The organism is Sinomonas sp. T428B, from assembly GCF_056780155.1.
Genome location: NZ_JBRAZR010000001.1, coordinates 3,360,189 through 3,378,964, shown reverse-complemented (window position 1 = coordinate 3,378,964; position 18,776 = coordinate 3,360,189). Strand labels below are relative to the sequence as shown.

The following is an 18,776-nucleotide window of genomic DNA, read 5'->3' as shown; positions in this document are numbered from 1 at the left end:
TCGCTCACGCAGATTCGTGGGTTACCGGACAGAGTCCCCTGCCCGGCCTATCCGACATGCGTGGGAGGCCCCGGTGTTCACTGAGCGTACGAGTGTCGGGCTGGATGTGCACGCCCGTTCTGTCGCGGGAGCGGCGATCGACGGAGTGACCGGCGAGCTGGTGCAGGCCAGGCTCGCCCCGTCGGAGAAGGCGATCAGTGCATGGCTCGCCGGCCTGCCGGGCCCGATCGCCGTGGTCTACGAGGCTGGCCCGACGGGATTCGGGCTTTCAAGGGCCTTGACGACACAAGGGGTCAGGTGCGAGGTTGCCGCCCCTTCAAAGCTCCAGCGGCCCTCGGGAGACCGAGTGAAGACCGATGCCAGGGACGCGGTCCACCTTGCAAGGCTGCTACGCCTGGACGAGGTCACCCCCGTTTCCGTCCCGACGGTGGAACAGGAGGCCGCGCGTGATCTCGTCCGCGCCCGGGAAGACTGCCGCGGGGACCTGATGCGCGCCCGGCACCGACTCTCGAAGCTGCTGCTGCGCCACGGCATCGTCTATCCCGGTGGGGCCGCCTGGACCGGAGCCCATGATGCGTGGCTGCGCCGGGAGGCTCTGCCGCAGCTGTCTTCGCCGGCCACCCGGATGGCCTTCGACTCGGACTACGACGCAGTGCTGACGGTCAAGGCGCGCAGGGACCGTCCGACGCCGCCATCGAGGAGATGGCAGCCCAGAGCCACACCGCACCGCTCGTGCACCGTCTGGGCTGCCTGCGAGGGATCAGCACCCTGACCGGGTTTGCCCTCGCGGTCGAGATCGGGGATTGGCACCGCTTCACCGACGCGAGGGTCGCCTCCTTCGTCGGCCTCACGCCCTCGGAGTACTCCTCGGGCGCCTCCCGCGCCCAGGGCCCGATCACCAAGACCGGGAACTCCCACGTCCGCCGCCTCCTGGTGGAAGCCGCCTGGCATCACCGGGCACGCTATGTCGTCGGAAAGACGATGCAAGACCGATGGAACCTCGCCCCAGCCGCGGCCAGGCCCGGGGCGATGAGGGCAACCAGCGCCTGCATGCCAGATGGGTGAAGTTCCTCGAGCGGCGCAAACGCCCCAGTGGCAACATCGCCGTCGCTCGCGAGCTGGCGGGCTGGTGCTGGTCCCTGGCCGTGATGGAGGAGTGAGCACCCTCTGACCGGCTTCCTCCGGCCCTGAATGTCGGTGGCAGCGCGTGGAGCCAACCCGCGAAACACCTATGAGCAGGCCCCGGGCCCACGCTCGTTCCTAGACACGCGGACCGGCTCCAGCCGAACCACCGTCCTGCGGTAGCCAACCCGCGCGCATATCAGTCTGACCGCGCGTCGCCCTCCGACACGCTCGCCGACATAAGGGGCCCAGGAAGCCAAGAGGCGCCGCCGGGAACTCTTCCCGACGGCGCCTCGCCATGCCCTCTTGACAGCAGATCACTCCATATCAGATGTACCCCGCAACGCGCGGCGCCCCACGATACGCCTCCTGTCTGGGTTGGGGTCAGGCGTGCACCGCGAAGCCTCCGGTCCAGGAGATCTTCTCGGCGGCGGCGAGGGTGATCTGCAGGAAGGCCTTGGCTTCCAGCTCCCGGGCGCGGCGCAGCGAGCCGGCGTCGACGGCGCGCAGGCCCCCGGCGGTGACGATCTCTGCGACACGGGACTTTGCCTCGGCGTCGTCTCCGGCAATGAGCACGGTGGTGGGCTGGTCGCCGACCTGGCCTGAGGCGAGGGTGGCGGCGAAGTTCGTGTTGAAGGCCTTGACCACGCGGGACGTGGGAAGCGTCGCCTGGATCTCGGCAGCCGCGGAGGAGTCGGCCGGCACCGTCAAGGAGTCGAAGGTCTCGAAGTCCAGCGGGTTGGTGATGTCCACAAGGATCTTGCCGGCGAGCTGTTCTCCACGCTGGGCCAGAATCTCCGCCACGGCGGGGTAGGGGACCGCCAGGACAGCGATCTCGCCCGTGATGGCCTTGTCGGCGTCCTCCCTGCCCAGGAGCTGGACCGTGTTGCCGCCCTTCTCGACGACGCCGGCGATGGCCGGGCCCATGTTCCCGGTGCCCAGGATGCTGACAGTGGTCATGATGCTCTCCTTCGTGTTCGACCGCGTTTACTTGAGATTTCAACTAAACTAGCGCCGAATGATTGAAGGGTCAAGCATTACGAAAGATGGCTGGCTCCCGTTGAACGTTGGCTCCCCGCGAGGTAGCGTATCTGCGCATGAACGCAGATAAGAAGATATGCGGGCTCCATCCCGATTCGGAGTATGTGGAGCTCGCCGTCGAGGTGTTCTCCATGCTGGCCGATGCGACCCGAGTCCGGATCATCCTCGCCCTTCGCGAAAGTGGGGAACTGCCGGTCAACCGTCTGGCGGAGGTTGTGGAGAAGGCCCCGGCCGCCGTGTCGCAGCATCTGGCCAAGCTGCGGCTCGCGCGCATCGTCACCGCGCGACAGGAGGGCAATCGGGCGTTCTACCGTCTGGCGAACGAGCATGCCTCGCAGATGGTCTCCGACGCGATCTTCCAGGCTGAGCACTCCCTCGGCGGAGTCCCACGGCATCATCATCCCGAGGCCGATTCCCCGAAGAGGGCCAACGCATGAGCGCCCAACACACCCATGAGGCGCACAGCAGCCCCAGTGGACACGGGCATGATCATGCCCACGAACACAGCTCGGGGCTCTGGGGGATGCTCAAGGAGTTTTTCGTCCCGCACACGCATGACGCCGCCGACTCGATCGACGACGCACTCCAGGCCAGCCATGAGGGCGTGCGTGCGCTCAAGATCAGCCTCTTCGCGCTCCTCGCCACGACCATCCTGCAGTTCGCCGTCGTTCTCATCAGCGGCTCGGTGGCCCTGCTCGCGGACACGGTCCACAACTTCTCCGACGCCCTGACCGCGGTGCCGCTCTGGGTCGCCTTCGTCCTCGCCCGCAGGCCCGTGACGAAGAGCTACACCTACGGCTACGGGCGGGCGGAGGACCTCGCCGGAATCTTCATCGTCGCGGTCGTCGCGCTCTCGGCGATCGTCGCGGGGTGGCAGTCCGTCGAACGGCTCCTCAGTCCGCATCAGCCAGAGAACCTCTGGTGGGTCGTCGCAGCGGGCCTGATCGGCTTCGCAGGCAACGAGGCCGTGGCCGTCTACCGCATCAAAGTCGGGCGCCGGATCGGATCGGCCGCGCTGGTCGCGGACGGTGTCCATGCCCGCACTGACGGGTTCACGTCCCTCGCAGTCGTCTTGGGTTCGTTCGGCGTCATGCTGGGCTTCCCCCTGGCCGACCCGATCGTTGGTCTGCTCATCAGCGTCGCGATCTTCGTCCTGCTCTGGAGCACTGCCCGCAATCTGGGGCGTCGGCTGCTGGATGGGATCGAGCCGGATCTGGTCCGTCGGGCCGAGGACGCGCTTCGGGACACCCCAGGGGTTCTGGCTGTCGAGAGGCTCCAGTTGCGCTGGATCGGCCACCGCCTTCATGGCACCGCCGAGGTCCGGGTTTCCCCTGTCTCGACCGTGGAGGAAGCGGACCGAGTGCGCCGGGCCGCCCAGCACCGCCTCGGTCACGCGCTGCCGAACGTCGAGGACATCACGGTCGCCGCTGGCTCCCTCTGATCGAGCAGTGAGGCTTCACGCCTTGGGCCTGAGAACGGGAGAAGCAGGGCGCGCTTGATGACGCGACGCCCTGCTTCTCTTGCGCCTGACCCTGGTCTCGCGCCCGGCTCTAGGGCGAATCCTGGAGTCCGTCGTCAGCACGGACGGAGAGCACGGGGCACGTGGCGTCGAGGAGGATGCGCTGGACCGTGCTGCCGAGGATGAGCTTTCCGACCATGGAGCGGTGCCGGAGCCCCACGACAATCATCGTGGCCTCCCTGTCCTGGGCGATCTGGACGACGGCGTCTCCCGGGTCGGCGAGGACCGATGATTCGACCGTGAGGCCGAGGCCCTTGTCGGCCAGCTGCGCCTCGAGGTCCTCGAGTTCCTTGGGCTCGAATTCGTGGTGGCCGCGGCCGACGTTGACGACGAGCAGGTCGTCCCCGCGCAGCCGGGCCTCCGCCATGCCTGCCTTGAGCGCTGCCCGTCCCTCCGGGGCGGGCGCGTAGGCCACGAGTATGGTCATGATTCCTCCAAAAGCTGTCAGTGGTCGGTTCGGCCCTAGATGAGGCTCTGGAGCCATCCCTGCGGAAGGTCGATGGGCAGGAGGGACGGGAGGGCGAGGAGTGCCACGTACAGCACGAGGGTGTACGCGACGGCGACCTTGGTCCGGGCCCGGGCGACGACCAGCAGGAAGGCGGGGATGAAGACGAGCACCGCGATGAGGTATCCGAATCCGGCGGTCAGGGCCAGGAATCCCGTCATCCAGAGGAACGTCTTGAGGGCGAAGCCGGCATCGGGGGTCCAGCCGGGGCTCGTGCGCCGCGCCGCCCTCGTCCTCAGGGCCGTGCGGACCTCGATTCCCAGGAGGATGCCCGAGAAGATGAGGCCGGCCGCCCCGACGAGCTGGGGGACCAGCCTGGCCTCCGGGGAGAAGCCGGTCGAGGCGATGAGGGCCGCGGCGAAGGCGACGACGAACACGGCCGCGGCGGCAAGGGACCAGATGGAGTCCTTCAGCTCGCTCTCGTCGTCCTGCGGCCGCTCGTCGCGGTGGCCGTCGTCGAGGTTCGTGCGACGGCGGGCCCGAGCCCACTTCACGAGGGCCCAGAGGATGGGCAGGACGAGGATCGCGAGGAAGACGAGCACGCCGGGACGGGCCATCCAGCCGAGCCCGTCGTAGAGGCTGTCGGTCAGGAAGTAGTAGCGCTCGAGCGGGATGGCGAGGACGAAGCCGATGAGGAAGGGTGCCCGCGGGAAGCCGGTCGACTTCAGCAGCCAGCCGAAGGCGCCGAGGATGATCATGACCCAGAGATCGCCCAATTGGCCGCCCTCCTGGAAGGAGCCCAGGAGCATGATCGCGACGAGCCCGGCGGCCAGGGCGGCGAAGGGGACCTTCGTGAGCCGCGCGAGCTGCTTGACGCTCAGGAAGCAGAACAGGGCACCGAGGACGCTCGCGATCGCGAAGGACCACACGATGAGGTACATCAGGTCCAGATGGTCCGTGATGATCGAGGGCCCCGGCTGGATGCCGTAGGTCAGCAGCATGCCCAGGAGCATGGCGGAGGGGACGCCGCCGGGGATGCCGAACAGGAGCGTGGGGATCAGGTCCCCGGCCTCGACGGAGTTGTTGGCGCTCTCGGGACCGACGATGCCGCGGGGATCTCCCTTGCCGAACTGCCGCTTGTCCTTGGCCGTCGCAACCGCCTGCCCGTAGGCGAGCCACGTGCCCGCCGTGGCCCCCACGCCGGGGAGGACGCCGGCCCAGATGCCGATGAGCGCGCCACGGATCACCTGGGTCCAATGCGAGGTCCACTCCCGGATGCCGCGGAGCCATCCGCCGCCGAGCGTGATGTCGGAGTGCTGGCCCTTCCGCTGGCTCGCGCGGGAGGCGATCTCGGCGAGCCCGAACACGCCGAGGGCGACGGCGACGAGCGAGAGCCCGTCCCCGAGGAAGAGGCTGCCGAACGTGAACCGCTCCTCGGCGGTGGTGGGCGAGGTGCCGACCATGCCCAGGACGAGGCCCAGGAGGCCTGCGGAGACGCCCTTGATGATGTTCCCTCGCGACAGCACGGCGGCGAGGGCGACGCCGAGCACGGTCAGCATGAACAGCTCAGGGCTGGCAAAGGAGAGGACGAGGGGGCGCGCGAGCGGGATGGCCAGGGTCAGGCCGACGGCGCCGATGATCCCGCCGGCCATGGAGGAGAGGAACGCCAGGGTCATGGCCCTTGCCGCCTGGCCCTTCTTGGCCATGGAATAGCCGTCCAGCATCGTCACGCTCGCCGAGGCTGACCCCGGGGCGCCCAGGAGCACGGCGGACACGGTGTCGGAGGTGTGGACGACGGCGAGTGCCCCGATCAGGAGCGCAAGGGCCTGGGCGGGCTCCATGCCGAAGGTGATGGGCAGCAGGATCGCGACGGCGCCGGTGCCGCCGAGCCCGGGGATGAGGCCCATGACGAGACCGGCGACGGTGCCGATCAGGAGCATCAGGAGCAGGGATGGATCAGCGAGTGATGCCAGCGCTGCCATGGCGGAGTCGAGCATGGGAGTCCTATTCCACGTGGATGTTGTACTTGGCTGCGAGCAGCTCGGAGATGTAGGCCCGCACGGAGCTGCTCACGCGGTACGCGTCGCGGACGCGACCGGGCATGCCGGAATCGGCCACGAGCGGGTAGCCGCCGAGCACCTTTGCCGCCTTGTCCTGGAAGCCCTTGTCCGCCCCCAGCTCGGCGCACGAGCTGCGCAGCAGGTCCACCGCCTTGGCCGGCACAGCCTTCGGCACCCAGAGGCTCTTCTGGTATGTGTACGTGAGGCCCAGGAGGGTCCTGTAGGCCTCGTACTTCTGCCCGGTCGGCTTCGTCCCGTGGAGCTGCTCGTAGGCCTCGGGGACGGTCGGGACATCGGGGAAGTTCGGGTCGCGGACCACGTTGCCCGTGTTGTCGAGCTGTCCGAACGACATGAGAACGGTGGCCTTGCCCTCCTTGGTGAGGCCCGCAACGGCCGGGCCGTACGACGACGTCGTCTGGTAGTCGATGTCGATCTCACCCCGCTGCAGGGCGAGGTTCACGGGTCCCCGGCCCTCGAAGCCGAAGGTCGAGGTGACCTCGGCCTCCAGCAGATCGAACGCGACGAGCGTGGTGATGTCCAGTCCCGTGGCGCTGATGCCGCCGAATTCCAGGGGCGCCGATCGGCCGACGAGGTCCGTAAGGCCCCGGACTCCGGCTTCGGTGCGGGCGTAGATCACGCCGCCGGTGCCGTTGACGACGACGGGCTGCAGGTCCTCGAACGAGTACCGGACGGCGGAGCGGCCCAGGACCCACGGGACGACCGTCGACGCCGTCGCCACCAGCAGTTCGGTGCCGTCGTCGCGCGCCGAGCGGGCGAAGCGGTTGGTCCCGAGGATGCCCTCCCCGCCGGGCTCGTTGACCGGGGCAAAGCCCGGCCGCCCGGGGACTCGGTTGACCAGTTCGGTGCCGATGAACCGGGCCCACGTGTCGGTCCCGCCCCCGGAGGCCAGGGGGATCAGGAATTCCAGGGTCTCGCCGCTGAAGTCCCCGTCCTCGGTGCTCGACGGCGGATTCAGGAGCCGGCCGCCGAAGACGGCGGTGACGGCGCCGAGCGCCGCGAAGGACGCGACCGTGGTGATCACGGTGCGGCGCGACGGGGCCGGCGGCTCGTCCATCTCGGGGGCGGCGTCTCCGGGGATGTGCCCCGGAGGTTCCAAGGATGACTTCATCGTCACTGCGGGTCCTTCGGTTGGGTCCGGCCGCCGAGGTCACAGCGAAACCGGACACGGTCTAAGTGTGGCGGCTACCAGGCCGCGGGGAGCAGGAGTTCCGCGTCGGCGATGCGACGCGCGCTGCGCAGGGCGCCCACGACCGGAACTCCGTCCCGGTCCTCGGCCCAGGTCTCGACGAGGCCTGCAGGGGTCTGCATGGTCAGCCCCGACGACCCGTCCCCGCTGATGAGGTTCCGGACGAGGGTCCCCTCGTGCTGGGCCGCCATGGTGAGGGCCACGCTGCCGGTGATCGCGAGCGCCGGGTGGAGCCGGCCCATCGACAGCATGCGGACGGCGAGGTCTGCTCCGCTGCCGTCCTGGGCGGGGGCGACGATCGCCAGCTTGGGGACCGCGCGCTCGGCCTCAGCCCGGGTGGGAGCCATGCCCATCAGCACCGCCGCGTCCCGCCGGGCGTCGTCCAGGTGGACGAGCAGGTCGGGGCGGCTGTCGAGCTCGGCCGCCGTCTCCTGGCCGGTCAGGCCGAGGTCCGCGGCGTCGAGGATCACGACGGGGGCGCCGGCGTCGATGAGTGTCGCCTGCACCTGCCGGCCGTCGAAGGCCACCTTGTCCATGCGCTCCCCGGTGGGGAACAGCCGGCCGGTGGTCCGTCCACCGGGGTCCAGGAAGCCCATTCCCACGGGCAGGCCGGGGAAGGGGACGCCGGGGATGGTCTGCGTCCCGCCGTCCGGCAGCCGGCCGCCCGGCGTCGGGACCTTCTGCAGGATCAGCTGCCCTGTGTTCGTGTTCAGCGTCCTCACCGAGGTCGACTCGGGACCGGCTGGGACCCAGCCCCTCGCGACGGCGTAGGGGGCGACGACGGCGGAGCAGTTGCCGCAGTTGCTGCCCCAATCCACGCGCTGCTCGTCGATGCCCACCTGCGCGAAGGTGTAGTCGACGTCGGCGTCCTCGGACATCGAGGGGGCGAGGATGACCGCCTTGCTCGTCGTGGAGGTGCCCCCGCCCACGCCGTCGATCTGGCGCCTGTCGGGGCTGCCGAAGAGGCGCAGCAGCACCTCGTCGACGTCCTTCCCCGGCACCTCGAGGCTGTCCCACTCGAACACCCAGCACTTGCTCGTGCCGCCGCGCATCCATGTCGCAGGGATCTTGTGCATGCTCGTTCTTCTCCTGAAGCCTGTCCCGGAGGCGTCGTATCGCCCTCCGGCTGCCTTCAGTCTGGCTTTCGAGCGAGTGAATGACCATCACAGGTATTTACAGTCCCATGCACTTTTGCTTCAATCGGTGCTCACGAAGTTCGCTCCTGACCGCAGATTGAACAGTCTTCCGCTGTCTGGGCGCGTCGAGGAAGACAGTGATCGACCATGTGGATGCAAGGGGCGTCCTCTAGACTTCAAGAGGCTGAAGCAGATCTTCAAACGCGAGGAGGGCCATGCTCAACGTCCGCAGGCTCGAGCTGCTGCTCGACGTCGTCGAACTCGGCTCGATCACCGCAGCTGCCGAGAAGCATGTCTACTCGCCGTCCGGCGTCTCGCAGCAGCTGCGCCGGCTCGAGGAGGAGATCGGACAGCCGCTGCTCCAGCGGCAGCCGAGGGGCATGGTCCCGACCGAGGCCGGACACGTCCTCGCCGGGCACACGCGGCGGATCCTGCGGCAGCTCGCAGCTGCCGAGGCGGACCTCGCGGAGATCGCGGGCCTGCGACGCGGGAGCCTGACGGTGGGCACGTTCCCCACCCTCGGGGGGTCCTTCCTGCCACTCGTGATCAGCCGCTTCAAGCGGCAGTACCCTGCGATCGAGCTGCACGTCCGCAGCAGCCGCTTCGGCGAGCTCGTGGAGATGCTCGAGAACGGGCAGGTCGGCATGTCCCTGCTGTGGGACTACGAATGGAACAGGATCAGCCCGGAGAGCTTCGCCCTCACGACCGTCTTCGAGGACGAGACGGTGCTCATCGTCGGCAGGGAGCACCGGCTCGCGCGGCGCCGCCAGGTGCAGATGGCGGATCTCTCGGGCGAGGAATGGATCGTGCGGGCCGAGGAGCATCCCGTCGTCGAGGTCCTCGAGCGTAGCGCGCAGGCGGCGGGGTTCGTCCCCCGCATCGCCTTCCAGGCCAACGACTACCAGGAGGCGCAGGCGATGGTGAGCGTCGGGCTCGGCGTCGCGCTGGCGCCCCGCACCGCCGTCGTCAACAAGCATCCCGGGGTCAGCATCGTCTCCCTGGGGAGGACGGCTCCCTCGCGGCGGATCCTGCTCGCGCACCGGCACGACCGAGTCCGCCCCGCAGCAGAGATCGCCTTCCAGGCCACTCTGCTCGAGACCGCACGTGACGAGGGCGCCCAGAAGTCTGCAGTGGCTCCCTAGTTCGCGTCGACCCCGAGGACGGATTCCCGGAGCCGGGTCTGGGCCAGTGCCTGTCCGGCGTACGCCGCTCCTCGGGCCACCGAGAGGCCGAGGACCTGCGGCACGACCCTGATCTCCGGGACGCTCGGAAGGCTGTGCGCCAACCGCCTGCGCGCCTCCGGGAGGACCTCCTCGGCGAGCGGACTCAAGCGGCCCACGAAATAGACGGATTCCGGGTCCAGCGTGACCGCCACGGCACTCACGGCGGTGACGATCGCCGTCGTGAACGCCTCCACTACCTCGGGGAGGGACGGCGCCTCCATGGGCTCGGACCAGAGGGCCTCGATGCGCTCCAGCTCGAGTCCTCGGGCCTGGGCGAACCGCAGCAGGCCTTTGACGCTCAGCAGCCCGTCGAGGGTCTCGTCGCCGACGCCGGAGAAGAGGACGCCGAGGTCTCCGAAGGCAGGCGTACGCCCCTGGGTGATCTGGTGGTCGGCGCAGCTCGCGAAGTTCAGCGCCGAACTGAGCATGAACAGGGCAGCGTTCCCGATGTGCGCATCATCCTTCAGGATGCCCCGCAGGGAGGCGTTGGCGTCGCTGTCCAGCAGGACGGGAGCCTTCACCCGATCTTCAAGGGCCTTTTGGAAGCGGGAGCCCATGAAGATCTTCCGGGGTTCTGGCGTCCCGTGCGCCGAAGGGCCATTCCGGAGGCGGCCGGGCACTGCCGCGACGACCTGGCGCAAGGGCCCCTCGGCAGACTCGCGGGTCTGCGTCATCAAGTCAGCAAGCCAGCCGGCGGTGGTCTCGATGTCACCGCCCTCGATACTGGGGACGATGGCGTGGGTGATCTCGCGCCCTCTCAGGTCGGTGACGAGGACACCGGTGGTCTGCGCACCGAAGGCAACGCCGACGATGTGCCCCGCCGTGCCGGGCACATCCAGGTAGGTGGAACGCCGGCCGCGGCCGACCATCTCGTCGACTCCCTGCTCGACGACGAATCCCTCGAGACGGAGCTCGTCCACCTTCCGGGAGACCGTGGCCTGGCTCAGGCGCGTCAGTTCGATCACCCTGTTGCGGGTCAGAGGCGCCTCAGAAAGGACAGCGTCGAGGACTGACGCCTTGTTGTAGCCGCGTGCTGCAGGGTTGCCGCTCATAGGCCAACCTTAAGTGGGTAGATCGGTCAATGCCTCACCCATGGAATCGGCGGCGTCCCCGCCAACGGGGCAGCCCGCCCCGGCAGCACAGTGCCGGGGCGGGCCAGGGGAGGTCGTCCTAGCGGATCGTCGCTTCGGTGATGGCTGATTCATTGAGGCCCCAGTACGCCAGGGACTCCTTGTACTGCGGGCTCTCAAGCATGGACTGGATCGCCTTCTGCAGGGCCGGTGTCAAGGGTGATCCCTTCTTCAGTCCCATGGCGACGGTGGTGTTCGTGCGGGTGTCAATCCTGGGCTCCAGGACGGTGAAATGGCCGGGCTGCTGGGCCTGGGCCCAGGCAAGGCCGCTGGCGTCGTAGAAGACACCGTCAACGCGCTTGGAGTCCAGCTGCGTGAGGGCCTCCTGGATGTTGGGCAGCGTCACGCCGTTGATCGCCGGCTTGCCCTGAGAGGTGCAGGTCCACTCCGAGACGTTCGGCAGGTGCTTCAGCTGCTGGGTGGAGCCCTTGGTCACGGCAATGTTCTTGCCGCACAGTGACTCGTTGGTCAGGTTCTGCGGGTTGCCGTCGGGGACGGCCACGGCCGAGCCGCCCTTGAGGTAGTTGATCATGTCCATGACCTTGAGCCGCTCTTCCGTGGCGGACATGGTGGTGGCGGTGAAGTCGTAGCGGCCGCCGTCGATGCCGGGGACGATCGTGTCGAACGCCGTGTTCTCGAACTTGAGCTTGAGTCCCAGCTTCTTGGCCACGATGCGGGCGAGGTCCGGATTCACGCCGATCGGCGTGACATTGTCCTCCGCGAGGAACGTCATGGGCGGGGAGCTCAGGTCCATGGCGACGATGAGTTCGCCCTTGTCCTTGTAGGACTGGGGCAGCAGCGCCACAGCCGCGGGGTCAGGCTGAACGCCCTCCGAGATGTCTCGCGTGTTCTGCGTCTTGGGCAGTTCCGTCGCCTGGCCGCCGCTTGCGCTGCCGCCGCAGGCGGTGAGGGCCAACAGGGCAGCAAGCCCGGCTGCCGCAAGGTGCATCGTGCTTCTGGTCTTCATGGTGCTTCCGTTCGACTGGTCTCAGGCGGCGAGAACCGCTGAGCGAAGTGTGAAAGGGGGGTGTGAGCTGGATCTCGTTCAACATCCACCGTGAATAAAACTCCCCCTCGCGCCGCTTGTCAACCCTTCCTCCGAGCCGATTTCCAGTCCGACCCATATTGAGAACCGATCTCGGAAGGACTGTTGACGATCTACAACTTCGGCTATAGATTCAGAGTGCATAAAAAACCGCGGCAGGTGCGGGTCGGACTCCAGGGGATGAGCGCCGGCTTCACCTACGCCCTTCCGAAGGGACCCTCATGCCCACCAACTTCCGGCCGAAGTACATCTCCTTCGACTGCTACGGAACGCTCATCAACTTCAACATCGACCCCACCACCCGGCGCCTGCTGGATGGCCGGCTGCCCGAGGAGCAGTGGCCTGCCTTCAAGGCCATGTTCCGGGGCTTCCGCTACGACGCGGTGTGCGGCGACTACAAGCCCTACGACCAGATCTTCCAGGACTCCTTCGACCGCGTCTGCAAGCGCTGGGGCCTCGCCCCGACCGAGGGTGCCGGCGCGGAGTTCGCCGAGGCTGTTCGCGGCTGGGTTCCCCACGAGGACGTGCCGGCTCCGCTGAAGACGATGGGCGAGAACTACCAGCTCGTGATCCTGTCCAACGCTGAGGACAGCTACCTGGACATCACCGTTCCGCGGCTCGGCGCCGACTTCCACGCCGTCCTTACCGCTGAGCAGGCGCAGGCCTACAAGCCGCGCTATCAGGCGTTCGAGCACATGCTCGACACCCTGAACGCCTCGCCCGAGGACTTCCTCCACGTCTCCTCGCACACGCGCTACGACCTCATGCCGATGCACGATCTCGGCTTCCCCAACACCATCTACCTTGACCGCGGCTACGACCCGCACAGCCCGGGCTACAACTACACGACCGTCTACTCCCTCGAGGAGCTCAACAGGAACCTTGGCCTCTGACGGTTCCCGAGGCAGAAGGCGGCCATCATCCTGGACTCCTCACAGAGGCGCCTTCTGCCTCCCCGGGGGACATCAGCCCCTGACCTTTCCTTCGATCATTGAGAGCGTGACATCATGAGCGACACTGCCTTCATCGACGCCGTCGCATCAGAGAGCGGCCTCCTCTCGGAGCAATCCCAGCTCGCGGACTCGGCTGTCTTGCGGCTCCTGGATCAGTTCTACGGGCTGAAGGGCGAGCTCGTCCGGATCCCCACCGAGAAGGACGAGACCTTCCGCCTCCAGAACGAGGACGGAAGCTATCTGGTGAAGCTGTCACCCTCGGATGAGGACCCCATGATCGTCCAGCTCCAGACGGCGTGCATGGAGCACCTCGAGCGGACCGCGCCTGAGCTTCCAGTCCAGCGCGTCGTCAGAAATCTCGACGGGGGCTCGGAAGTCCTCGTTCCCGCCCCTCGGGGGCCGTTTGACCGAGTGCTCCGGGTCATGCAGTTCTTGCCTGGACAGCTGCTGGCCAACGACACGCCGTCCGCTGCCCAGCTCCGCTCTGTGGGTGCAAGCCTTGCCCGCCTGAACCGTGCGCTGCAGGACTTCGACCATCCTCGCGCCAACCGGAGGCTTCTGTGGGACCTCAAGCATTTCCACCGCATGCGGCCGCTTCTCGACTACGTCGATGACGGGGCACGGCGATCCTTGGCCGAGGGCATCTTCGACCGGTTCGACGAATGCGTGGTTCCGCTCCTCGGCACTCTCACCTCACAGGTGATCCACGGAGACTTCAGCCCCTTCAACGTCATCGTCAACCCGAGCAGTCCGGACTACGTGACGGGGATCATCGACTTCGGCGACGCTGTACGCACCCCCATGATCTTCGATATCAGCGTCACCATGGCCAACCTTCTCGGAGCAGACCCGGACGGGCCGTGGGAGCGCGCACTCAGGGTCCTCGAGGGCTATCAGAGCCTCCGTCCACTCCCCGCTCAGGAGCTCGAAGCGCTGGTCGCGGCGGCTCCGGCCCGCCTTCTTCTGCGGGCCCTCATTACGCAGTGGCGGGCAACCGAGTTGCCCGAACGACGCGATTATCTCCTTTCCCACTCCAAGCCCGACTGGGACCGGCTCGCCTTCGCCTCCGCGGCCCCGGCACCCAAGGTGAACTTCACATCCTGACCTGACGAACCAAGCCACAGGAGAGACCTTGAGCACTACTGCCTCAGTCCGCAAGCCATCCAAGGCCATGATCAACGGCTTTGACCCGGCCCGCCTCAGCGAGCTCCCCGACCACATCCAGGAGAACATCCGACGCCGGGAACAGAGCCTGGGCCCGAGCTACCGGCTCTTCTACAACACCCCGGTGGAAGCTGTCCGGGGCCAGGGAACCAAGCTCTACGACAGCCAGGGGAACGAATACCTGGATGCCTATAACAACGTCCCGAGCGTGGGCCACGCCCATCCGCGCGTCGTGGCGGCTGTCCACGAGCAGATGCAGAAGCTGAATACGAACACCCGATACGTCCAGGAGTCCATCCTCGACTACTCGGAGGAGCTCCTCTCGACCTTCCCAGCCGAGCTCGGGCACGTCATGTACACCTGCACCGGCTCGGAGGCCAATGACCTCGCCATGCGCGTGGCGAAGTACGTCACGGGCAACCAGGGCATCATTGTCACCGCCGGCGCCTACCATGGTCTGACTACTGAGGTAGCCGCGTTCTCGCCGTCGCTGGGCATGGGCGTGCCGCTGGGTGCGAATGTGCGGGTCATCGACGCGCCGGACGCTCTGCGCTATGGCCGCGATGGTTCCCTCGAGGACCACCTGCGGGACCAGGTGCGTGCCGCCATTGCTGATCTGCAGCGCCACGGCGTCGGTGTCGCTGCCTTCATCGCCGACAGCATCTTCTCCTCGGACGGTGTCTTCGCCGGCCCGGCGGGCTTCCTCCGGCCGATCATCGAAGAAGTCCACGCCGCCGGCGGCCTGTACGTCGCGGACGAGGTCCAGCCGGGCTTCGGCCGCACGGGCGAGGAGTGGTGGGGCTTCCAGCGCCACGGCATCGTCCCGGACATCGTGACCATGGGCAAGCCCATGGGCAACGGCATCCCCATCTCCGCGGCAGTCTTCAAGCCCGAACTGCTCGTCGAGTTCGGCAAGAACATCCGCTACTTCAACACCTTCGGCGGGAACACGGTCGCCATCGCGGCGGCTCAGGCAGTCCTCGACGTGATCCGCGAGGAGTCCCTCATGGAGAACGCCCTCAGGGTGGGCGACAAGATCCAAACCGGCCTGCGGGAGCTCAGTCAGGGCCTCGAGCAGGTTGCCGAGGTCCGCGGGAGCGGCCTGTTCATCGGCGTCGACCTCGTGACCGACCGAGCCACCCTGACTCCCGACGGCGAAACCGCCGCCTGCATCGTGAACAGGCTCCGCGAGGAACGGATCCTCATCTCGGCCTGCGGAGCCCAGGGCAACGTCCTGAAGCTCCGTCCCCCGATGCCGTTCTCTGCGGACGACGCGGACCGCCTGCTCGAAGCCATGGGCGGCATCTTCAAGGACCTGCACTGATCTGATGGGGCGGGCGCTGACGTCGTCAGCGCCCGCCCCCCACCACACGCTTTCCCCACCCCCGTGCTTTCCACGCTTCACAGACAGAAGGGTCTGTCATGAGACTCGAGAAGGTCACCGCCCTGGTCACGGGCGCCAACAGCGGCATCGGCCAGGCCGTGTGCTCCCACTTCCGCCGCGAAGGTGCCCGGCTGCTGCTCACCGGGCGCAAGGAGCAGATCGACAGCGCCCAGCCCGAGGACGTCTACGTCCCCGGAGACCTCAACGACGAGGCCTTCGTCGAGCGCCTGGCCCGCGAGGCTGCCGAGACCTTCGGCACCATCGACACCGTCGTGCTCAACCACGGCCTCCAGGTCAGCGGCCCGCTGACCGAGATGTCCTACGAGGACGCGAAGAACACGCTGCACAGCAACCTGCTCAGCTCGTTCCTCGTGATGAAGCACTTCGCGCCCCTCATGCCGGCGACGGGCGGCTCGTTCGTCCTCGTCAGCTCCCGCCTCGGCATGGTCGGCAAGCCCGAGGAGGTCCTGTACTCCGCGGCCAAGGGCGGGCTCATCATGCTCGCCAAGGGCGCCGCGATCGAGTGGGCGCCGAAGAACATCCGGGTCAACGTCGTCGCCCCCGGCCTGACCGCGACCCCGATCATCGAGGCGTCGTTCCAGCGCAAGGCTGATCCCGAAGCCACCCGCCGCGAGCGCGAGGGGCAGATCCCGCTCAATCGCCTCGCCACCCCCGAGGAGGTCGCCGACGCCGTGCTCTTCCTCGCCTCCTCCGAGTCCTCCTACATCACCGGGGCCACCCTCCCCGTCGACGGCGGCTACACCGCCTTCTGACGGTTCCCTCGACCACCACTGGGAGCCGGCATCAGGCCACGGGCCGACTCTCGGACCGGCTGACAGCGAGGAGCTCAGAGGCTCCGGCTATACCTTCACGCCCAGCATGCCCGGCAGAGTCGCCGGCGTTCATGAAAAGGATGCGGTCAATAGTGCAAGTCATTGCCCCAAAGAATAAGGCCCCTGTGACTGGAACGGAGGCGGCCCTGAAGCCGCGGCTCCGATTGCGGACGCCCTCGGAATACGCGGGCTGGGTCTTCAGCATCCTGCTCGGCCTGGGGATCCTGGCCTCGGTCCTGACGAACCCCAACTTCAGGTGGGGCGTGGTCGGGAAGTACTTCTTCGCCGAGTCCATCCTGCGCGGCCTGATGCTCACGATCTTCCTCACCGTGGCGAGCATGGCCCTGGGCACGCTGCTGGGCCTGGCCCTGGCGGTCATGCGCTCCTCGCACGTGAAGCCGGTCTCGATCGCCGCGAGCCTGTACATCACGCTGTTCCGCGGCACCCCGGTGCTGGTGCAGCTGATCTTCTGGTTCAACATCTCCGCCCTGTACCCGGACCTGCGGATCGGGATCCCGTTCACCGACCTCGGCGTGGCCGTGGACACGAACGCGATCATGGGCCCGATCACCGCGGCCCTGGTGGGCCTGACCCTGAACGAGGCCGCCTACATGGCCGAGATCATCCGCGGCGGGTTCTCCGCGGTGGGCAAGGGCCAGCTCGAGGCCGCGGACTCCCTGGGCATGAGCGCCGGGATGCGGATGCGGAAGGTCATCATCCCGCAGGCGATGCCCTCGATCATCCCGGCCACGGGCAACCAGGTCATCGGCATGTTCAAGGGCACCTCGCTCGTGTCCGTCCTGGGCGTGGCGGAGCTGCTGCAGAGCGCGCAGCTGATCTACGCCCGCACCTACGAGACCATCCCGCTGCTGATCGTGGCCAGCCTCTGGTACCTGGTCATGACCCTGCTGCTGAGCTACCCGCAGTCCAAGCTCGAGCAGAAGTACAACCGGGCGACCTCCAACCTGCCCCGCAAGGCCAAGGCCGTCCAGCTCACCGACCCGGAAGGCGCGGCACGATGACCACCCCCACCGGCACCATCCCTGACGGCACGATCCACGTCCGAAGCCTGAAGAAGTCGTTCGGGCACAAGACGGTCCTGAAGGACATCAGCCTCGACATCGCCAGCGGCGAGGTCACCTGCATCATCGGCCCCTCGGGCTCGGGCAAGTCCACCCTGCTGCGCTGCCTCAACGGCCTCGAGACGGTCGACTCGGGGGTGCTGAGGGTCAACGGCGAGGACTTCGGCTACCACGAGACCGAGCATGCCTACCACGCCCTTCCCAAGAAGAAGCTCGCCGAGCAGCGGACCCGGATCGGGATGGTGTTCCAGTCGTTCAACCTGTTCCCGAACATGACCGCGCGGGAGAACGTCATGGCCGGGCCCGTGCTGGTCAAGCGCGGGGACAAGAAGGCCGCTGCCAAGCGCGCCCAGGAGCTCCTGACCGACGTCGGGCTGGGCGCCTTCGGCGACCACTACCCGGCCCAGCTCTCCGGCGGGCAGCAGCAGCGCGTCGCGATCGCCCGGGCCCTGGCCATGGACCCGGAGATCATCCTCTTCGACGAGCCCACCTCCGCGCTGGATCCGGAGAAGGTCGGCGAGGTCCTCGCCGTCATGAAGAACCTCGCCAAGGCGGGCATGACCATGGTCGTGGTCACCCACGAGATGGGCTTCGCCCGCGAGGTCGGCGACACGGTCGTGTTCATGGACGAGGGCTACATCATCGAACGCGGCGACGCCCGCGAGGTCCTGGCCAACCCTCAGGAATCCCGCACCCAGTCCTTCCTCGAGAAGGTGCTCTGACGACAATGATCCGGCAGGGCGCTCTCTCGTTCTACGCACCCACGACGGTGGAACGACGGGCATCCACTCGGCCGAGCAGAAGCCCGGCGATGGCCTTGGCGATCTTCCTGCCGCCCCGGCTCGAGGGCTCGATGGGGTTGGCATAGTTAGCGTCGTCGCTGCAGATGAGCCTCAAATCGACCAGGGCGGCGCTGTGCGTGAGCGCCGCCCTGGTGATGATGTCGTTGAAGATCGCCACGGCCGTCCTGACCATCGGCTGGCCCGGCCCTGAAGGAGGCGTGTCGTAGATGGTGCAGAAGGCCGCCGGAAGGCCTCGTGCGCACACGGCCTCGACCATTGGAAGGTACGCGGCGGCGAACTGCTGCTGGGCGGCGGCAAGGAGGCCGAGCGCCTCCCTCACCGTTCCGGCGCGCTCCTCGAGCAGGTAACTGAACCCGAGCGCGTCGTTGCCGCCGGCGCTGACCACGAGATGCGTCGCCTCGTGCGGGAGGGAGCCGAGCTGGCGGACGACGCCGGGGGCCGTGTCGCCGTCGACCGCCAGAAGAGAGGCGCGCCACCCCGGCGGCAGCTCCTCCCTGAGCTGGGCGACGACGTCCGGCTCGCCGGGGACGTAGGCCTGGTTGTCGAAGACGGAGTCGCCCAGCAGAACGACGTGGCCCGAGGCGTCTGTCACCGGCGCAGCTCCTGGCGCGTCAGGACGCTGTCGCGTC

The 18,776-nt window shown here is 67.7% G+C and carries 20 protein-coding genes; 12 read left to right on the top strand and 8 right to left on the bottom strand.

The genetic code is table 11. From position 1 onward, the window contains the following. Nucleotides 1-73 precede the first annotated feature (73 nt). The 3 genes from ACUYMY_RS15610 to ACUYMY_RS15600 are packed head-to-tail and all read left to right on the top strand — an operon-like array spanning nucleotide 74 to nucleotide 1,160. Nucleotides 74-772, top strand: a complete 699-nt coding sequence (locus ACUYMY_RS15610) for an IS110 family transposase (RefSeq protein ID WP_481704441.1) — start codon at nucleotides 74-76, stop codon at nucleotides 770-772. Beyond that, entirely contained in the window at nucleotides 703-1,065 is a 363-nt protein-coding gene (locus ACUYMY_RS15605; RefSeq protein ID WP_481704440.1) for a transposase, read from the top strand. The genes ACUYMY_RS15610 and ACUYMY_RS15605 overlap by 70 nt, the downstream gene beginning before the upstream one ends. Further along, complete coding sequence (locus ACUYMY_RS15600; RefSeq protein ID WP_481705103.1) at nucleotides 993-1,160, top strand: hypothetical protein; 168 nt, start codon at nucleotides 993-995, stop codon at nucleotides 1,158-1,160. Before ACUYMY_RS15605 ends, ACUYMY_RS15600 begins: the two co-directional genes overlap by 73 nt. 346 nt (nucleotides 1,161-1,506) lie before the next feature. Here ACUYMY_RS15600 and ACUYMY_RS15595 read toward each other — a convergent pair whose 3' ends face one another. After that, nucleotides 1,507-2,082, bottom strand: coding sequence for an NADPH-dependent F420 reductase (locus ACUYMY_RS15595; protein WP_481704439.1), 576 nt, complete (start codon nucleotides 2,080-2,082; stop codon nucleotides 1,507-1,509). 137 nt (nucleotides 2,083-2,219) lie between these two features. Between ACUYMY_RS15595 and ACUYMY_RS15590 the strand changes: the two genes are divergently transcribed. Together ACUYMY_RS15590 and ACUYMY_RS15585 are read left to right on the top strand one after the other, a co-directional pair. Next, nucleotides 2,220-2,600 (top strand): ArsR/SmtB family transcription factor, encoded by a 381-nt coding sequence (locus ACUYMY_RS15590; protein WP_481704438.1) that lies wholly within the window; start codon nucleotides 2,220-2,222, stop codon nucleotides 2,598-2,600. Beyond that, nucleotides 2,597-3,604, top strand: a complete 1,008-nt coding sequence (locus ACUYMY_RS15585) for a cation diffusion facilitator family transporter (protein ID WP_481704437.1) — start codon at nucleotides 2,597-2,599, stop codon at nucleotides 3,602-3,604. The genes ACUYMY_RS15590 and ACUYMY_RS15585 overlap by 4 nt, the downstream gene beginning before the upstream one ends. A 109-nt stretch (nucleotides 3,605-3,713) precedes the next feature. Here ACUYMY_RS15585 and ACUYMY_RS15580 read toward each other — a convergent pair whose 3' ends face one another. The 4 genes from ACUYMY_RS15580 to ACUYMY_RS15565 all read right to left on the bottom strand — a co-directional run bounded on the left by ACUYMY_RS15580 (nucleotide 3,714) and on the right by ACUYMY_RS15565 (nucleotide 8,470). Continuing rightward, nucleotides 3,714-4,109, bottom strand: coding sequence for a universal stress protein (locus tag ACUYMY_RS15580; RefSeq protein WP_481704436.1), 396 nt, complete (start codon nucleotides 4,107-4,109; stop codon nucleotides 3,714-3,716). 35 nt (nucleotides 4,110-4,144) lie between these two features. Next, nucleotides 4,145-6,124, bottom strand: coding sequence for a tripartite tricarboxylate transporter permease (locus tag ACUYMY_RS15575; protein ID WP_481704435.1), 1,980 nt, complete (start codon nucleotides 6,122-6,124; stop codon nucleotides 4,145-4,147). A gap of 7 nt (nucleotides 6,125-6,131) precedes the next feature. Next, the gene (locus tag ACUYMY_RS15570) at nucleotides 6,132-7,316 is read right to left on the bottom strand and encodes a type 2 periplasmic-binding domain-containing protein (protein ID WP_481705077.1); all 1,185 of its coding nucleotides are present in this window, start codon (nucleotides 7,314-7,316) and stop codon (nucleotides 6,132-6,134) included. 74 nt (nucleotides 7,317-7,390) lie between these two features. After that, complete coding sequence (locus ACUYMY_RS15565) at nucleotides 7,391-8,470, bottom strand: PrpF domain-containing protein (RefSeq protein WP_481704434.1); 1,080 nt, start codon at nucleotides 8,468-8,470, stop codon at nucleotides 7,391-7,393. Nucleotides 8,471-8,745: 275 nt separating this feature from the next. Here ACUYMY_RS15565 and ACUYMY_RS15560 point away from each other — a divergent pair, with 275 nt between their 5' ends. Further along, nucleotides 8,746-9,672 carry a LysR substrate-binding domain-containing protein gene (locus ACUYMY_RS15560; RefSeq protein WP_481704433.1) on the top strand — a complete coding sequence of 309 codons (927 nt, stop codon included), beginning with the start codon at nucleotides 8,746-8,748 and terminating at the stop codon, nucleotides 9,670-9,672. Here the strand turns inward: ACUYMY_RS15560 and ACUYMY_RS15555 are convergent. Then, the gene (locus ACUYMY_RS15555) at nucleotides 9,669-10,805 is read right to left on the bottom strand and encodes an ROK family protein (protein WP_481704432.1); all 1,137 of its coding nucleotides are present in this window, start codon (nucleotides 10,803-10,805) and stop codon (nucleotides 9,669-9,671) included. The genes ACUYMY_RS15560 and ACUYMY_RS15555 overlap by 4 nt on opposite strands. A 118-nt stretch (nucleotides 10,806-10,923) precedes the next feature. Then, a complete protein-coding gene (locus ACUYMY_RS15550) occupies nucleotides 10,924-11,850 on the bottom strand; it encodes an ABC transporter substrate-binding protein (protein ID WP_481704431.1) in 927 nt (308 codons plus the stop codon). Nucleotides 11,851-12,149: 299 nt separating this feature from the next. Between ACUYMY_RS15550 and ACUYMY_RS15545 the strand changes: the two genes are divergently transcribed. From ACUYMY_RS15545 to ACUYMY_RS15520, 6 genes are all read left to right on the top strand, one after another. Then, entirely contained in the window at nucleotides 12,150-12,821 is a 672-nt protein-coding gene (locus ACUYMY_RS15545; protein ID WP_481704430.1) for a haloacid dehalogenase type II, read from the top strand. Between the two features lie 114 nt (nucleotides 12,822-12,935). Continuing rightward, nucleotides 12,936-13,985: a phosphotransferase gene (locus ACUYMY_RS15540; protein ID WP_481704429.1), complete on the top strand. Its 1,050-nt coding sequence runs from the start codon at nucleotides 12,936-12,938 to the stop codon at nucleotides 13,983-13,985. A gap of 28 nt (nucleotides 13,986-14,013) precedes the next feature. Beyond that, nucleotides 14,014-15,369, top strand: a complete 1,356-nt coding sequence (locus tag ACUYMY_RS15535) for an aspartate aminotransferase family protein (RefSeq protein ID WP_481704428.1) — start codon at nucleotides 14,014-14,016, stop codon at nucleotides 15,367-15,369. A 98-nt stretch (nucleotides 15,370-15,467) separates the two neighbouring features. After that, the gene (locus tag ACUYMY_RS15530; RefSeq protein ID WP_481704427.1) at nucleotides 15,468-16,202 is read left to right on the top strand and encodes an SDR family NAD(P)-dependent oxidoreductase; all 735 of its coding nucleotides are present in this window, start codon (nucleotides 15,468-15,470) and stop codon (nucleotides 16,200-16,202) included. 185 nt (nucleotides 16,203-16,387) lie between these two features. After that, the gene (locus ACUYMY_RS15525) at nucleotides 16,388-17,284 is read left to right on the top strand and encodes an amino acid ABC transporter permease (protein WP_481704426.1); all 897 of its coding nucleotides are present in this window, start codon (nucleotides 16,388-16,390) and stop codon (nucleotides 17,282-17,284) included. Then, the gene (locus ACUYMY_RS15520; RefSeq protein WP_481704425.1) at nucleotides 17,281-18,066 is read left to right on the top strand and encodes an amino acid ABC transporter ATP-binding protein; all 786 of its coding nucleotides are present in this window, start codon (nucleotides 17,281-17,283) and stop codon (nucleotides 18,064-18,066) included. The genes ACUYMY_RS15525 and ACUYMY_RS15520 overlap by 4 nt, the downstream gene beginning before the upstream one ends. A 31-nt stretch (nucleotides 18,067-18,097) precedes the next feature. Here ACUYMY_RS15520 and ACUYMY_RS15515 read toward each other — a convergent pair whose 3' ends face one another. Further along, entirely contained in the window at nucleotides 18,098-18,739 is a 642-nt protein-coding gene (locus ACUYMY_RS15515) for an SGNH/GDSL hydrolase family protein (RefSeq protein WP_481704424.1), read from the bottom strand. Between the last annotated feature and the right edge of the window lie 37 nt (nucleotides 18,740-18,776).

Bases quoted from the DNA above. Each gene is read 5' to 3' on its own strand.
- ACUYMY_RS15605 (WP_481704440.1), top strand. From the start codon at position 703: ATGGCAGCCCAGAGCCACACCGCACCGCTCGTGCACCGTCTGGGCTGC.
- ACUYMY_RS15600 (WP_481705103.1), top strand. From the start codon at position 993: ATGGAACCTCGCCCCAGCCGCGGCCAGGCCCGGGGCGATGAGGGCAAC.
- ACUYMY_RS15595 (WP_481704439.1), bottom strand. From the start codon at position 2,082: ATGACCACTGTCAGCATCCTGGGCACCGGGAACATGGGCCCGGCCATC.
- ACUYMY_RS15590 (WP_481704438.1), top strand. From the start codon at position 2,220: ATGAACGCAGATAAGAAGATATGCGGGCTCCATCCCGATTCGGAGTAT.
- ACUYMY_RS15585 (WP_481704437.1), top strand. From the start codon at position 2,597: ATGAGCGCCCAACACACCCATGAGGCGCACAGCAGCCCCAGTGGACAC.
- ACUYMY_RS15580 (WP_481704436.1), bottom strand. From the start codon at position 4,109: ATGACCATACTCGTGGCCTACGCGCCCGCCCCGGAGGGACGGGCAGCG.
- ACUYMY_RS15575 (WP_481704435.1), bottom strand. From the start codon at position 6,124: ATGCTCGACTCCGCCATGGCAGCGCTGGCATCACTCGCTGATCCATCC.
- ACUYMY_RS15570 (WP_481705077.1), bottom strand. From the start codon at position 7,316: ATGAAGTCATCCTTGGAACCTCCGGGGCACATCCCCGGAGACGCCGCC.
- ACUYMY_RS15565 (WP_481704434.1), bottom strand. From the start codon at position 8,470: ATGCACAAGATCCCTGCGACATGGATGCGCGGCGGCACGAGCAAGTGC.
- ACUYMY_RS15560 (WP_481704433.1), top strand. From the start codon at position 8,746: ATGCTCAACGTCCGCAGGCTCGAGCTGCTGCTCGACGTCGTCGAACTC.
- ACUYMY_RS15555 (WP_481704432.1), bottom strand. From the start codon at position 10,805: ATGAGCGGCAACCCTGCAGCACGCGGCTACAACAAGGCGTCAGTCCTC.
- ACUYMY_RS15550 (WP_481704431.1), bottom strand. From the start codon at position 11,850: ATGAAGACCAGAAGCACGATGCACCTTGCGGCAGCCGGGCTTGCTGCC.
- ACUYMY_RS15545 (WP_481704430.1), top strand. From the start codon at position 12,150: ATGCCCACCAACTTCCGGCCGAAGTACATCTCCTTCGACTGCTACGGA.
- ACUYMY_RS15540 (WP_481704429.1), top strand. From the start codon at position 12,936: ATGAGCGACACTGCCTTCATCGACGCCGTCGCATCAGAGAGCGGCCTC.
- ACUYMY_RS15530 (WP_481704427.1), top strand. From the start codon at position 15,468: ATGAGACTCGAGAAGGTCACCGCCCTGGTCACGGGCGCCAACAGCGGC.
- ACUYMY_RS15520 (WP_481704425.1), top strand. From the start codon at position 17,281: ATGACCACCCCCACCGGCACCATCCCTGACGGCACGATCCACGTCCGA.